The 13,220-nt window shown below is 60.9% G+C and carries 12 protein-coding genes; 6 read left to right on the top strand and 6 right to left on the bottom strand.

Translation table 11 applies throughout. The features are described 5' to 3' along the window. Window positions 1-95: 95 nt before the first annotated feature. Both typA and thiI read right to left on the bottom strand, forming a co-directional pair. Entirely contained in the window at window positions 96-1,919 is a 1,824-nt protein-coding gene (gene typA, locus DJ563_RS22745) for a translational GTPase TypA (RefSeq protein ID WP_033701960.1), read from the bottom strand. Between the two features lie 128 nt (window positions 1,920-2,047). Further along, window positions 2,048-3,502: a tRNA uracil 4-sulfurtransferase ThiI gene (thiI, locus tag DJ563_RS22740; RefSeq protein WP_033701961.1), complete on the bottom strand. Its 1,455-nt coding sequence runs from the start codon at window positions 3,500-3,502 to the stop codon at window positions 2,048-2,050. Between the two features lie 472 nt (window positions 3,503-3,974). Here thiI and glnA point away from each other — a divergent pair, with 472 nt between their 5' ends. The 4 genes from glnA (at window position 3,975) to ntrC (ending at window position 8,858) form a co-directional block, all read left to right on the top strand. Then, window positions 3,975-5,381 (top strand): type I glutamate--ammonia ligase, encoded by a 1,407-nt coding sequence (gene glnA / locus DJ563_RS22735; protein WP_033701962.1) that lies wholly within the window; start codon window positions 3,975-3,977, stop codon window positions 5,379-5,381. Between the two features lie 148 nt (window positions 5,382-5,529). Further along, window positions 5,530-6,072: a chorismate mutase gene (locus DJ563_RS22730; RefSeq protein WP_434518375.1), complete on the top strand. Its 543-nt coding sequence runs from the start codon at window positions 5,530-5,532 to the stop codon at window positions 6,070-6,072. Window positions 6,073-6,339: 267 nt separating this feature from the next. Next, window positions 6,340-7,425, top strand: a complete 1,086-nt coding sequence (gene glnL / locus DJ563_RS22725; RefSeq protein WP_033701964.1) for a nitrogen regulation protein NR(II) — start codon at window positions 6,340-6,342, stop codon at window positions 7,423-7,425. After that, a complete protein-coding gene (gene ntrC, locus DJ563_RS22720) occupies window positions 7,422-8,858 on the top strand; it encodes a nitrogen regulation protein NR(I) (protein WP_033701965.1) in 1,437 nt (478 codons plus the stop codon). The genes glnL and ntrC overlap by 4 nt, the downstream gene beginning before the upstream one ends. A gap of 298 nt (window positions 8,859-9,156) precedes the next feature. Here the strand turns inward: ntrC and DJ563_RS22715 are convergent, their stop codons facing one another. Continuing rightward, on the bottom strand, window positions 9,157-9,594 hold the full coding sequence (locus DJ563_RS22715; protein ID WP_434518374.1) for a hypothetical protein: 438 nt from the start codon (window positions 9,592-9,594) through the stop codon (window positions 9,157-9,159). On the opposite strand from DJ563_RS22715, the gene trmL reads away from it, so the two are divergent. Continuing rightward, a complete protein-coding gene (gene trmL, locus DJ563_RS22710) occupies window positions 9,593-10,054 on the top strand; it encodes a tRNA (uridine(34)/cytosine(34)/5-carboxymethylaminomethyluridine(34)-2'-O)-methyltransferase TrmL (protein WP_274097740.1) in 462 nt (153 codons plus the stop codon). The genes DJ563_RS22715 and trmL overlap by 2 nt on opposite strands. Before the next feature lie 156 nt (window positions 10,055-10,210). On the opposite strand, the gene secB is transcribed toward trmL, so the two are convergent. The 3 genes from secB to DJ563_RS22695 are packed head-to-tail and all read right to left on the bottom strand — an operon-like array spanning window position 10,211 to window position 11,405. Next, the gene (secB, locus tag DJ563_RS22705; protein WP_167064543.1) at window positions 10,211-10,696 is read right to left on the bottom strand and encodes a protein-export chaperone SecB; all 486 of its coding nucleotides are present in this window, start codon (window positions 10,694-10,696) and stop codon (window positions 10,211-10,213) included. Window positions 10,697-10,735: 39 nt separating this feature from the next. Next, entirely contained in the window at window positions 10,736-10,990 is a 255-nt protein-coding gene (grxC, locus tag DJ563_RS22700; RefSeq protein ID WP_434518373.1) for a glutaredoxin 3, read from the bottom strand. A 1-nt stretch (window position 10,991) separates the two neighbouring features. Further along, window positions 10,992-11,405: a rhodanese-like domain-containing protein gene (locus DJ563_RS22695; protein ID WP_274097739.1), complete on the bottom strand. Its 414-nt coding sequence runs from the start codon at window positions 11,403-11,405 to the stop codon at window positions 10,992-10,994. A gap of 206 nt (window positions 11,406-11,611) precedes the next feature. Between DJ563_RS22695 and gpmI the strand changes: the two genes are divergently transcribed. Continuing rightward, a complete protein-coding gene (gpmI, locus tag DJ563_RS22690; protein ID WP_274097738.1) occupies window positions 11,612-13,147 on the top strand; it encodes a 2,3-bisphosphoglycerate-independent phosphoglycerate mutase in 1,536 nt (511 codons plus the stop codon). The last annotated feature ends 73 nt before the right edge of the window (window positions 13,148-13,220 follow it).

The raw sequence follows: 13,220 nt of genomic DNA, 5'->3' as shown, positions 1-13,220 counted from the left end.
TGAGATTTGGGGCTGCTTTGCAGCCCCAAATCTCAAGGCAAAAAAAACGCCCCCGGCCTTTCGACCGGGGGCGTTTTCATTCAGCCAGAGCTAACTCAGCTGTTCTTGGCTTTCTTGGCAGCGCGGGTACGCTCGCTTTCATCCAGGATCTTCTTGCGAAGACGGATGGACTTCGGCGTTACTTCGCACAGCTCGTCTTCCTGGATGTATTCCAGAGCCTGTTCCAGGGTGAAGCGAACAGGTGGAACCAGAGCGATGACTTCGTCTTTACCCGAAGCACGCATGTTGTCGAGCTTCTTGCCCTTGGTAGGGTTGACGCCCAGGTCGTTGTCGCGGCTGTTCTGGCCGACGATCTGACCGTTGTAGATCTCTTGACCGTGCTCGACGAACAGCTTGCCACGCGCCTGCAGGGTTTCCAGCGAGTAGGTCAGCGCCTTGCCGGTTTCGACCGAAACCAGTACGCCGTTCTGACGGCCGGACATGTGGCCGGACTTCACGGTGTCGTAGCGATCAAAGATCGAAGTCAGGATGCCTGCACCGTTGGTCAGGGTCAGGAACTGGTTACGGAAACCGATCAGACCACGCGCCGGGATGTTGTATTCAAGGCGTACACGGCCTTTGCCATCCGGGACCATGTTGGTCAGGTCGCCTTTACGCAGACCCATTTCTTCCATGACCTTGCCCTGCGATTCTTCAGGGATGTCGATGGTGACGTTCTCGAACGGCTCTTGCTTGACGCCGTCTACTTCGCGAATGATGACTTCCGGACGGCCCAGGGCCAGTTCGAAGCCTTCGCGACGCATGGTTTCGATCAGTACCGAGAGGTGCAGCTCGCCACGGCCCGAGACCTTGAACTTGTCTGGGGAGTCGGTTTCTTCAACGCGCAGGGCAACGTTGTACAGCAGCTCTTTATCCAGACGGTCCTTGATGTTACGGCTGGTGACGAACTTGCCTTCCTTGCCGCAGAACGGCGAGTCGTTGACCTGGAAGGTCATCGAAACGGTAGGCTCGTCAACGGTCAGCGGCTTCATCGCCTCAACGGCAGTCGGGTCGCACAGGGTGTCGGAGATGAACAGCTCGTCGAAACCGCTGATGCAGACGATGTCGCCAGCTTGGGCTTCTTCGACGTCGACGCGGTGCAGACCGTGGTGACCCATCAGCTTGAGGATACGGCCGTTACGCTTCTTGCCGTCGGCGTCGATGGCGACAACCGGGGTGTTAGGCTTGACGCGACCACGGGCGATACGGCCAACACCGATCACACCCAGGAAGCTGTTGTAGTCCAGTGCGGAGATCTGCATCTGGAACGGGCCGTCACGGTCAACAGCTGGGGCTGGAACGTGGTCGACGACAGCCTGGTACAGGGCAGTCATGTCTTCGCCCATTTCGGCGTGGTCCAGACCGGCAATGCCGTTCAGGGCCGAGGCGTAGACCACTTTGAAGTCCAGCTGCTCGTCGGTAGCGCCGAGGTTGTCGAACAGGTCGAAGATCTGGTCCAGAACCCAGTCAGGACGCGCGCCCGGACGGTCGACCTTGTTGATCACGACGATCGGCTTCAGGCCGGCTTCGAAGGCCTTCTTGGTCACGAAGCGGGTTTGCGGCATAGGGCCGTCCTGGGCGTCGACCAGCAGCAGCACGGAGTCGACCATCGACATTACACGCTCAACCTCGCCACCGAAGTCGGCGTGGCCGGGGGTGTCGACGATGTTGATGTGGTAGCCGTTCCAGTTGATGGCGGTGTTTTTCGCCAGAATGGTAATACCGCGCTCTTTTTCCTGGTCGTTGGAGTCCATGACGCGCTCGTCGTTGAGCTCGTTACGCTCCAGAGTGCCGGACTGACGCAGGAGTTTGTCGACCAACGTGGTTTTACCATGGTCAACGTGGGCGATGATGGCGATGTTACGCAGATTTTCGATCACAAGTGTATCTCGATCAGAGGATTCGGTTGCCGCCTAGTCTAGGCGACCAATATGTAAGGTATAAGGCTCAGCAGGGCCGGCGGTCGGGAGGGCGATGGCGGATGCTGCCGCCATACAGCCCTGGCGTCTTATGCCGGACGATAAACACGCACATTGGCATGTCCCTCACTGAGCAGGTGGTGTGCGTGCAGACGGCTCATCACACCCTTGTCGCAATACAGCAGGTACTGGCGAGTTTCATCCAGCTGCTTGAAGCGACTATTGATTGCATAAAACGGCATCACCTGGACTTCGACGCCCTCGATCACCAAGGGTTCGTCTTCCTGAGCATCGGGGTGACGGATGTCGATGACGATCTGGCCAGGCAGCGCTTCGCGAACTTCTTCTACCTCGATGTCTTTGCCCAGCTCGTCGATCACGTGGTCGATCGAGATGAACTTGGCGCGTTCGAGGGCGCGCTCCAGCACGGCCATGTCGAATTGCTTTTCTTCATGCTCCATGCGGTGGCGCTTGGCGTGGGTGGTCGGGTTTACCGAGATCACGCCGCAGTATTCAGGCATGTGCTTGGCAAAATCGGCGGTGCCGATTTCGGTGGCCTGGTCGATGATGTCCTGCTTGTGGCTGGCCAGCAGCGGGCGCAGTACCAGCTTGTCGGTCGCCGAGTCGATGATCGACAGGTTCGGCAAGGTCTGGCTGGAGACCTGGGAAATCGCCTCGCCGGTGACCAGCGCTTCGATCTGCAGGCGGTCGGCCATATGGGCAGCGCCGCGCAACATCATGCGCTTGAGGGTCACGCCCATGTAGCTGTTGTCGACCTTGTTGAGAATCTCGCCGACCACTTCTTCGAACGGCACGCTGATGAACAGCACGCGCTGGCTGCTGCCGTACTTCTTCCACAGGTAGTGGGCCACTTCCATCACGCCCAGCTCGTGGGCACGGCCGCCGAGGTTGAAGAAGCAGAAGTGGGTCATCAGGCCACGGCGCATCATCTGGTAGGCCGCCACGGTGGAATCGAAGCCACCCGACATCAGTACCAGGGTTTGCTCCAGGGCGCCCAGCGGGTAACCGCCGATGCCCTGGTGCTGATTGTGGATCACGTACAGGCGCTGGTTGCGGATTTCGATGCGCACCAGGACTTCCGGGTTCTTCAGCTCGATGCCAGCGGCGCCACACTGCTGGCGCAGCTGGCTGCCGACGTAGCGGTCGACGTCCATCGAAGTGAAGTCATGGTGGCCGCCGCGCTTGCAGCGCACGGCAAAGTGCTTGCCCGCCAGCAGATGACCGAAGTGCTGCTTGCACTTCTCGACGATGTCGTCGAAGTCGCCGAGCGGGTATTCCTCTACCTGCAGGAAGTGGGTGATACCCGGGGTGCAGGTGAGGCGCTCGATCATTTCGCGCTGGACCTTTTCGTCCTCGACGCGGGTGACCACTTCGAGATTATCCCAGACACCATCGACCGCGAGCTCAGGATCGAGATCCTTGAGCACGTTGCGGATGTTCTTGCCGAGCTGACGGATGAAGCGCTTGCGCACCGGCCGGCTCTTGATGGTGATTTCTGGGAAGACTTTGACGATAAGTTTCATTGGTTAACAGCGCGCGCAGGGCCTGCCGAAAATGAGGGGCGCGAATTATAGCGGAAATTGCTCAGGATTTGACCAACTTTTGTACAGAAGGTTTGCCGATGTGGCCAGAGTCAGTATTTGCGCCGCCTGCCCCGGGCCTTTCGCGGGTACACCTACCCCCGCAGGGGTCGATTTGGCTTGTGGCAGCGGCTTTACCCGTCAACAGGCCCTCAAACAAAGCACCACCCTCCAGCAGTGCACCAACATGGTGCGACAAGTTGTTTTCTTGCCTCTAATGGGTGCGTTTTTCGGTCATCCACCCTCAGTTAATGCCCGTAAACGCCCCCTTTTATCTCGCCCTCGCCATTTTCGGGCACTGGCATGCAATTTGCTCCCTTGTGAGGCAGGTAAGCTTGGCCGACTATCCGCGCCCGGCAACACCCCTTTTTCCAGGGCAGCGGCCCACCGCGCTCTAGACCATCCGGAGGACAACATGTCGAAGTCGGTTCAACTCATCAAAGATCATGACGTCAAGTGGATTGATCTGCGTTTCACGGACACCAAAGGCATTCAGCACCACGTGACCATGCCAGCGCGTGACGCTCTGGACGAAGACTTCTTCGAAGTCGGCAAGATGTTCGACGGTTCCTCCATCGCTGGCTGGAAAGGCATCGAAGCTTCCGACATGATCCTGATGCCGGTCGACGACACCGCCGTGCTGGACCCGTTCACCGAAGAGCCGACCCTGATCATCACCTGCGACATCGTCGACCCGTCGAGCATGCAGGGCTACGATCGCGACCCGCGCGGCATCGCCAAGCGCGCCGAAGAGTACCTCAAGAGCACCGGTATCGGTGACACCGTATTCGCAGGCCCGGAGCCTGAGTTCTTCATCTTCGACGAAGTGAAGTTCCACTCGGACATCTCCGGCTCGATGTTCAAGATCTTCTCCGAGCAAGGCTCGTGGATGACCGGCGCTGACGTGGAAGGCGGCAACAAAGGCCACCGTCCAGGCGTGAAAGGCGGCTACTTCCCAGTTCCGCCGTTCGACCACGACCACGAAATCCGTACTGCCATGTGCAACGCACTGGAAGAAATGGGCCAGACCGTTGAAGTTCACCACCACGAAGTGGCGACTGCCGGCCAGAACGAAATCGGCGTCAAGTTCAACACCCTGGTGAAGAAAGCTGACGAAGTACAGGCCCTGAAATACGTCGTGCACAACGTTGCCGACGCTTACGGCCGTACCGCCACCTTCATGCCTAAGCCGCTGTACGGCGACAACGGCTCGGGCATGCACGTGCACATGTCGATCTGGAAAGACGGCAAGAACACCTTCTCGGGTGAAGGCTATGCCGGCCTGTCCGACACCGCCCTGTACTTCATCGGCGGCATCATCAAACACGGTAAGGCCCTGAACGGCTTCACCAACCCGTCGACCAACTCCTACAAGCGTCTGGTCCCAGGCTTCGAAGCCCCGGTCATGCTGGCCTACTCGGCGCGCAACCGTTCCGCCTCGATCCGCATTCCTTACGTCGGCAGCCCGAAGGCCCGTCGTATCGAAGCGCGCTTCCCGGACCCATCGGCCAACCCGTACCTGGCCTTCGCAGCCCTGCTGATGGCTGGCCTGGACGGCATCCAGAACAAGATCCACCCAGGCGATGCTGCCGACAAGAACCTGTACGACCTGCCGCCTGAAGAGGCCAAGGACATCCCGCAGGTTTGTGGCAGCCTGAAAGAAGCCCTGGAAGAGCTGGACAAAGGCCGTGCGTTCCTGACCAAGGGCGGCGTGTTCTCCGACGACTTCATCGATGCCTTCATCGAGCTGAAGAGCGAAGAAGAGATCAAGGTCCGTACCTTCGTACACCCGCTGGAATATGAGCTGTACTACAGCTGCTGATCTGATTGGCGCCTGGCGCCGATGACATCACCAAGACGGCCTCCTTCGGGAGGCCGTTTTTGTTTATCGCTGGCCAAATCAGACACCTCCTACAAGCAGAACCTGACCGACTGCGCACAATCAAGTCTCCATCAATAAGGAGAACACCATGCGCCTTGCCTTCCCCTCGCTCTGCTGTTCGCTCGCACTCCTCGGTTGCAGCGCTGCGACCCCCTCCCAACCTGAGTTCAACCCACTGCTTGCCCATATCGAGCACCGCCTGGACCTGGCAAGCTCGGTTGCGCGGCACAAGTGGGATCACCAATTGCCGGTGGAGGCGCCTGAACGCGAAAGACAGGTCATCACCCGTGTTCGTCAACACGCTGAAAGCTATGACATCAATGCTGATCGTGCCGCCGCCTTCTTCAGCGACCAGATAGAGGCCAACAAACTCATTCAATACGCCTTGCTCGACCGCTGGACCCTACGGGGACAAAGGCCGCCAACTGAGCCCCTGGACCTGATTGATCAACTGCGCCCACGCCTGGACAAACTGCAGGCCACCCTGCTGTTCGAATTGGGTCGATTTGACCAACACCCCCCGGCCGATTGCGCGCGCAAACTTGCTGATGCCTTGATCAGCCATACCAACGACCCGTTACACCACCTCGCCATGGTTCGCGCTACCGGGCAGCTGTGCCCTAAACGTTGAACACAGCAATGCTCTATATTGGTGCATAACAGCTACGAGTGCTCTGTCCTGCGGCCCAAAACGGGTCGTGATGAGCGCTCGAACAGCGCTTTCTGGTCCGAATAAGCGCAAATCCAGGGCTTTCTCAGGCAAATCCGCTTCTTTTCGGAGCCTTGGTTTGTTTCTTGCATTTCTTGAAAGCACAGAGTCTCGCATCAGCGGATCCACAGCGCGCCCAGCTCTGGCCACTTCTGCCAGGCAAGCGCAAAAAGAGGTCAACGACGCCTTATGACCATCAGCGATGCACAGCACCGTCTGCTTCTGGACAACCTGACCACTGCCACGCTCCTGCTCAATGCCGAGCTGCGCCTGGAATACATGAACCCGGCCGCGGAAATGCTGTTGGCCGTCAGCGGCCAGCGCAGCCACGGGCAGTTCATCAGCGAGTTGTTCACCGAATCGACCGAAGCGCTCAGCTCGTTGCGCCAAGCGGTCGAGCAGGCGCACCCGTTCACCAAGCGCGAAGCGCAACTGACCTCGCTGACCGGGCAGACCATCACCGTCGATTACGCCGTCACCCCCATTCTGCACCAGGGCCAGACCCTGCTGCTGCTGGAGGTGCACCCGCGCGACCGGCTGCTGCGCATCACCAAGGAAGAGGCCCAGCTGAGCAAGCAGGAAACCACCAAAATGCTGGTGCGTGGCCTGGCACACGAAATCAAGAACCCGCTCGGCGGCATCCGTGGCGCGGCGCAACTGTTGGCCCGCGAGCTGCCCGAAGACGGCCTGCGCGACTACACCAACGTGATCATCGAAGAGGCCGACCGCCTGCGTAACCTGGTCGACCGCATGCTCGGCTCGAACAAGCTGCCCTCGCTGGCCATGACCAACATCCACGAAGTGCTGGAGCGGGTCTGCAGCCTGGTGGAGGCCGAAAGCCAGGGGTGCATCACATTGGTGCGCGACTACGACCCGAGCCTGCCAGATGTGCTGATCGACCGCGAGCAGATGATCCAGGCGGTGCTCAACATCGTGCGCAACGCCATGCAGGCGATCAGCTCGCAGAACGAGCTGCGCTTGGGCCGCATCACCTTGCGCAGCCGTGCCCTGCGCCAGTTCACCATCGGCCACGTGCGGCATCGCTTGGTGGCACGGGTCGAGATCATCGACAACGGCCCGGGCATCCCGTCGGAACTGCAAGACACCCTCTTCTATCCCATGGTCAGTGGCCGCCCGGACGGTACCGGGCTGGGCCTGGCCATCACCCAGAACATCATCAGCCAGCACCAAGGCTTGATCGAATGTGAAAGCCATGCAGGCCATACCGCCTTTTCGATCTACCTGCCTCTGGAACAAGGAGCCACCGCCTCATGAGCCGAAGTGAAACCGTATGGATCGTCGACGATGATCGCTCCATCCGCTGGGTCCTGGAAAAAGCCCTGCAACAAGAAGGCATGACCACCCAGAGCTTCGACAGCGCCGATGGCGTCATGGGCCGCCTGGCACGCCAGCAGCCGGATGTGATCATTTCCGATATCCGCATGCCCGGTACCAGTGGCCTCGACTTGCTGGCCCAGATTCGCGAGCAGCACCCGCGCCTGCCGGTCATCATCATGACCGCCCATTCCGACCTCGACAGTGCCGTGGCGTCCTACCAGGGCGGTGCCTTCGAATACCTGCCCAAGCCATTCGACGTCGACGAGGCGGTGTCGCTGGTCAAGCGCGCCAATCAGCATGCCCAGGAGCAGCAAGGCCTGGATGTGCCACAGGCCCTGGCCCGCACGCCGGAGATCATCGGCGAAGCGCCGGCGATGCAGGAGGTGTTCCGCGCGATCGGGCGCCTGAGCCACTCCAACATCACGGTACTGATCAACGGCGAGTCCGGCACCGGCAAGGAGCTGGTGGCCCATGCGCTGCACCGGCACAGCCCGCGTGCGGCGTCACCGTTCATTGCCCTGAACATGGCAGCCATCCCCAAGGACCTGATGGAGTCCGAGCTGTTCGGTCACGAGAAAGGTGCCTTCACCGGTGCCGCCAACTTGCGCCGTGGCCGCTTCGAGCAGGCCGATGGCGGCACGCTGTTTCTTGACGAGATCGGCGACATGCCCGCCGATACCCAGACCCGCCTGCTGCGCGTACTGGCCGATGGCGAGTTCTACCGGGTTGGCGGCCACGTGCCGGTCAAGGTCGATGTGCGCATCATTGCCGCCACCCACCAGAACCTGGAATCGCTGGTGCAGGCGGGCAAGTTCCGCGAGGACTTGTTCCACCGCCTCAACGTGATCCGCATTCATATACCGCGCCTGGCCGACCGCCGCGAAGACATCCCCGCCCTCGCCCGCCACTTCCTCGCCCGCGCGGCCCAGGAGTTGGCCGTGGAGCCGAAGCTGCTAAAGCCGGAGACCGAAGAGTTCATCCGCAACCTGCCGTGGCCGGGCAACGTGCGGCAGATGGAAAACACCTGCCGCTGGATCACCGTAATGGCCTCCAGCCGTGAAGTGCTGATTGGTGACCTGCCGCCAGAGCTGCTGAACCTGCCGCAGGACGCGGCCCCCGTAACCAATTGGGAGCAGGCGCTGCGCCAGTGGGCCGACCAGGCACTGGCCCGGGGCCAGACCAATCTGCTCGACAGTGCGGTGCCCAGCTTTGAACGGATCATGATCGAGACCGCGCTCAAGCATACCGCCGGGCGGCGCAGGGATGCGGCGCTTCTGCTGGGCTGGGGGCGCAATACCTTGACGCGCAAGATCAAGGAGCTGGGGATGAATGTCGCCGGCGGGGATGATGACGACAGCGAAGAGCATTGAGTCATAGGTAGGCCATGACATCCGGGGGCTGCTTTGCAGCCCTCAACATTTCAAGCCCCATGCACCGATCCTGTGCCCCCTGCACCGCCTGAAGGCACAAAAACCCTCAAATCCTGGCAAAAAAGCCCTGAAAGCCAATGTTTCCGGGTTTTGCAAAACTGGCACGCCCCCTGCAATAAGTACTGTATCTCCCAGTTTCGGGGTCCTCGGTACAGGCAGGCCGGGAAAACCCCACTTTTATTTGCAGCAGCGCAAGTTTTGGGGACCCTGGTACAGGCAGGCCGGGACATCCCCTCTTTTATTCGTGCAGCCTCACCTGCACACGCCAACGCCCAGCGTCCTCTGCACCAGCCCAATCACCGTGCAGGGGACGCGCGGCAACCACCGTCAGCAACAACCCTTCCTCGCCTTTCTGCACGCGCCAGCCGACCGGCTTGCCCTGCAGGTACAATTGCCCTCGCTGGGCCTTGCCCTGGGCCTCGAACAGCACCGCAACCGTCCCTTCAACGTTTTCGCCGTGCAGCTTGGGTTCTTCGTTGAACCACAGGTCGAGCCCGTCCTCCACCACCACGACCTGTTCCAGCACCCGCTCATCAGGGGTGGTCAGGCGGCCGATCATCAGGCCCACCATCAGGCCGACAATGGCCAGCGAAAGCATTACCCGCGGGAAGGCCTTCGAACGCAGGTCCGGTTCAGGGGTAGAATGCTCGTCATCTTCACGCCTGGAGCCGTGCATGTTTCACGTCATCCTTTTTCAACCAGAAATTCCGCCGAATACCGGCAACATCATTCGCCTGTGCGCCAACAGCGGTTGCGACCTGCACCTGATCGAGCCCATCAGCTTCGAGCTGGATGACAAGCGCCTGCGCAGGGCGGGGCTGGACTACCACGAGTATGCCACGCTCAAGCGCCACGAGAGCCTGGCCGGATGCCTGGAAAGTCTGGGCAACCCTCGGCTGTTCGCCTTCACCACCAAGGGCTCGCACCCCTTCCATGAAGTCGCCTACCAGCCGGGCGATGCCTTCTTGTTTGGCCCCGAAAGCCGCGGTTTGCCAGTCGACGTGCTGGACAGCCTGCCGCCCGAGCAGCGCTTGCGCCTGCCGATGCGGCCGGGGTGCCGCAGTCTAAACCTGTCCAATACCGTGGCGGTGACGGTGTATGAGGCCTGGCGGCAGAACGGGTTTGCCGGAAGCTGACCCATTGCCTGCTCTGGCCTCTTCGCGGGCAAGCCCGCTCCCACAGGTTTTAGTAGTACCCCTGTAGGAGCGGGCTTGCCCGCGAAGAGGCCGGACCAGGCAACAGAGCAATAAAAAGGCGACCCCGAAGGTCGCCTTTTTACTAACCGCCCGTCATCACTGAACGGTGGGCGTCTCGCCCGCTTCCTGCATACGCTGGAGCTCTTGCGCGTACAGGGCGTCGAAGTTGACCGGGGACAGCATCAGTGCCGGGAACGAACCACGGGTCACCAGGCTGTCCAGGGTCTCACGGGCGTAAGGGAACAGGATGTTCGGGCAGAACGCGCCGAGGGTGTGGCTCATCGAAGCCGCGTCGAGGTTGGCGATCAGGAAGATGCCAGCCTGCTGTACTTCGGCGATGAAGGCCACTTCGTCACCGTTCTTGACGGTTACCGACAGGGTCAGCACCACCTCGTGGAAGTCGCCTTCCAGGGCTTTCTGCTTGGTGTTCAGGTCCAGCGCAACGCTCGGCTCCCACTGCTGGCGGAAGATCTGCGGGCTTTTCGGGGCCTCGAACGACAGGTCACGCACGTAGATGCGCTGCAGCGAGAACTGAGGGCTGTTGTCTTCGGCAGCTGCGCCGTTGGTCTGTTGGTCAGTCATGGCAGATCCTTATCCTAATGTTTTTGAATGCAGTGCAAATCAGGCCGCCAGCAGCGCGTCGAGTTTGCCCGCGCGCTCCAGGGCATAGAGGTCATCGCATCCACCGACATGGATACTGCCGATCCAGATCTGCGGCACCGAAGTACGGCCGGCCTTCTGACTCATTTCGGCACGAACCTGCGGCTTGCCATCGACCTTGATTTCCTCGAACGCAATGCCCTTGCTCTCGAGCAGGTACTTGGCGCGCATGCAGTAGGGGCAATAGTCGCTGGAATAAACGATGACAGGCTTCATATCACTTCACCAGGGGCAGGTTATCGGCTTTCCAGCTGGAAACGCCACCGCTCAGCTTGGCAGCGGTGAAACCAGCCTTGAGCAGTTCGCGGCAGAGCGTGCCGGACTGCTGGCCCATCGCATCGACGATGATCAGGGTCTTCTCTTTGTGTTTTTCCAGCTCGGCCATGCGGCTGACCAGTTTGTCTTGCGGGATGTTCACCGCGCCGACGATGTGGCCCGCGGCATATTCCTTGGCGGTACGGATGTCGATGACCAAGGCCTTGTCGGCGTTGACCAGAGCGGTCAGCTGGCCATTGCTCAGGCTCTGGCCGCCACGGCGGACTTCATTGATGAGCAACAGGACCAGCAGAACAACGAAGATCGCAACCAGGATGTAGTGATCTGTCGCGAATTGAATCAGGTGAGCAACCATCAGCGGTGTTCCAGGCGATTGAAAATGCCGGCCAGTATACACAGCACCCCAGTGCCACCAAAGCCCGACCGGCCGGCCGGAAAAGCACCTTGGCCCTGTCAGCGTGGCCGCGCCGGTCGAGGGATAGGACGAATATTCGCCGCTGATGGCGCATTTGCCCTAAAATGCGTGTCTTTATCATCTTTGAACAACCGTGAGTTTGATTGATGACGAGTACGCCCAAACCCCTGGTCCTGATTATCCTGGATGGATTCGGCCACAGCGAAAGCCCCGAATACAACGCCATCTTTGCCGCCAACACACCGGTCTATGACCGCCTGCGCGCCACACGGCCGCATGGCCTGATTTCCGGTTCAGGCATGGATGTGGGCCTGCCGGACGGGCAGATGGGCAACTCCGAAGTCGGCCACATGAACCTCGGTGCCGGCCGTGTCGTCTACCAGGACTTCACACGCGTCACCAAGGCCATTCGTGATGGCGAGTTCTTCCGCAACCCGGTGCTCACCGGCGCGGTGGACAAGGCGGCCGGTGCCGGCAAGGCCGTGCACATCCTCGGCCTCCTGTCCGACGGTGGCGTGCACAGCCACCAGGACCACCTGATCGCCATGGCCGAACTGGCCGCACAGCGTGGCGCCGAAAAAATCTACCTGCACGCCTTCCTCGACGGCCGCGACACGCCGCCACGCAGCGCGCAGTCGTCCATCGAACTGCTCGACGCGACCTTCGCCAAGCTCGGCAAGGGCCGCATCGCCAGCCTCATCGGCCGCTACTTCGCCATGGACCGCGACAACCGCTGGGACCGCGTCGCCGCTGCCTACAACCTGATCGTCGACAGCGTTGCCGACTACACCGCAGAGACCGCCCTCGCCGGCCTGGAAGCCGCCTATGCCCGTGAAGAGAACGACGAATTCGTCAAAGCCACGCGCATTGGCGAGGCCGTCAAGGTCGAAGACGGCGACGCGGTGATCTTCATGAACTTCCGCGCTGACCGCGCCCGCGAACTGTCGCGTGCCTTCGTCGAGCCGGACTTCAACGAGTTCCCCCGTGCGCGCCTGCCGAAGATGGCGGCCTACATCGGCCTGACCCAGTACTCGGCGAAAATCCCGGCCCCGGCCGCCTTCGCCCCCTCCAGCCTGAACAACGTACTGGGCGAGTACCTGGCCAAGAACGGCAAGACCCAGCTGCGCATCGCCGAGACCGAGAAGTACGCGCACGTCACGTTCTTCTTCTCCGGTGGCCGCGAAGAGCCGTTCGAAGGCGAAGAGCGCATCCTCATCCCGTCGCCGAAGGTCGCCACCTATGACCTGCAGCCGGAGATGAACGCGCCTGAAGTCACCGACCGTATCGTCGAAGCCATCGAGCAGCAGCGTTACGACGTGATCGTGGTCAACTACGCCAACGGCGACATGGTCGGCCACACCGGCGTATTCGAGGCTGCGGTCAAGGCGGTCGAAGCGCTGGATACCTGTGTCGGGCGTATCGTCGAGGCGCTGGAAAAGGTCGACGGTGAGGCACTGATCACCGCCGACCACGGCAACGTCGAACAGATGGAAGACGAATGCACCGGCCAGGCGCACACCGCCCACACCACCGAGCCGGTACCGTTCATCTATGTCGGCAAGCGCAAGCTCAAGGTTCGCGAAGGCGGCGTGCTGGCCGACGTGGCGCCGACCATGCTGCAATTGCTGGGGCTGGAAAAGCCTGTGGAAATGACCGGGACGTCGATTCTGGTCGATGCCTGATCGGTGTATCGGGGCCGCTTTGCAGCCCCTTTACCGATGAATTCCAGACAAACGCCTCGCCGCATCTGCCGCG

The organism is Pseudomonas sp. NFX1 (assembly GCF_051123555.1).
Classification (GTDB): Bacteria; Pseudomonadota; Gammaproteobacteria; order Pseudomonadales; family Pseudomonadaceae; genus Aquipseudomonas; species Aquipseudomonas capeferrum.
Note: the sequence above shows the minus strand (reverse complement) of the source record. Positions and strands in the feature narration are given on the sequence as shown.